At 40.8% G+C, this 1,804-nt stretch carries 1 pseudogene; it reads right to left on the reverse strand.

Annotated elements, in window-relative coordinates:
- Positions 1-396: 396 nt before the first annotated feature.
- Positions 397-1,679 (reverse strand): annotated as a pseudogene (locus JCM9140_RS21880) (IS110-like element IS653 family transposase).
- Between the last annotated feature and the right edge of the window lie 125 nt (positions 1,680-1,804).

Genomic DNA, 1,804 nt, shown 5'->3' on the forward strand with positions numbered 1-1,804 from the left:
CCTCCCTCTATATAGTTAAAATATCTTCCGAATACTCACGTATTCTCAAAATTTCATTAACATCAAATAGTAGACACACCTTGGATACTAGTTATATCTGGTAAGGATATAAATTTTTTACAAGAGGAGGTCCATCCTAACGACCAAACTGGATTTGTTTGGAAATTAAGTGTATAACCATGCGTTAGATTCTCCACACAACTCACGGCCGCTCACCCTCCCATGTCTCACCGGATCGGGTCCATACATTCCTTCGTCCTGCGTATCCACGAGGTGGAGGTCGGATATGCTCCTATACTGGGTCATAAGCCCGAATGGAATAAATGTGCTCCGACTCTGCACTATTGGTATTTGTCTAATGAGTAACTTTGAGTATCTGAAGAATGTTACTGTTTGTTATGCAGCCTGTAATGTCTTTTCTTGAGGTATCCCTTGTAATAGTTTCGAACCATCAAATTGGCATTGCTTTTGTCCAATAACAAATAAAACACGTAGTAATTTACAACACAAGGCAATCAGGGACTGCTGTTTCTTTAACGGTTTGTCAGGGCGTTTTGTATAATAGTGATGCAGGGCTTTAAACGTAGGGTTATGTGCAACTAGTGGCCTTATGGCCAAATACAAGGCTCTGCGTAACTTACTACGCCCTCGTTTCGTTATGGTTGTTTGCCCTTTGAATTTCCCTGAACTATTCTCACGTAAAGAGAGCCCTGCTAGATTGACTAATTGTTGAGGATGTTTATACTTTTTCAGGTCCCCAATTTCGGATAAGACAGTAGTGACTGTCGCCACTCCTAGACCAGTAATATCAATCATTTCATTAGCACCTGGTATCGTTCTAACAACACCTTCTAGCTCTTGATCTAGTTCTTCAAGTTGCTTTTTGAAGAGTTCCCATTGATCAAGGAGACTACTCATTTCTCGTTGGGCAAAATGACTTCCGATGGTTATCCCAATACTCTTATGAGCTGTCTCTACCAGCTTTGTTGCTCGTTTGATTCCAACACCACGTTGAACGAATGGTTTCCATTGTCTAAGCACTTCTTCTGGTGTCATCTTCACAATCTGTGAAGGGAACGGGAAAAGCTTCAATGTACAAAAGGCTGCTTTACCTTCCCAGTCGCCAAACACATCAAAGAACTCAGGAAAATAGCGATCAATCATATTCTGGATACGTCCTTCTGTAATCATTAGCTGTTGGATGAGTTGATCTCTTAATTTGACGCCTTCCCTTAATTCGGCATAAATGCATCTAAGAGATTTGGTACGGAGTATCGCCCATCTTTAATCAGCTGTGAGATGACTTTCGCATCCTTTGTATCGTTCTTTGTTGGTGAGTTATCATCAAGCTCTTTGCTTTTCTTTACATGCATTGGATTAACCAATACAAAGTCAAAATCCTTTGCAGTCAGATAATAAGCAAGGTTTAGCCAGTAATGACCTGTTGGTTCGACACCAAAGATGATATGATCTTTAGAGTTTTCTTTTGCATGGCGCAAAGCCCACTCTAGTAATAGTTCAAAGCCGTGAATTCTATTCTCAAAGATCAGTCGCTTTCCGAATTCTAAGCCTCGATCATCCTGTGCGCGTGCTACGTGCTTATCTTTGGCAACATCGATGCCAATAACTAATGTTGATGGTGTGATTTGAGAGATTTTCTGATTTTGTGTATAATTCATAAGTGAGTCCTCCTTGGGTATCTAATTTCAGGGTCCTTGCGCTGCAGCTTCGGACACCTCGTATCATACCAAGGGGCTCTTTTTTTGTTCAACTCTCAAATAACTTCATTACAGGAATGCTCCTA

The organism is Halalkalibacter wakoensis JCM 9140 (assembly GCF_000513095.1).
Lineage (GTDB): Bacteria > Bacillota > Bacilli > Bacillales > Bacillaceae_D > Halalkalibacter > Halalkalibacter wakoensis.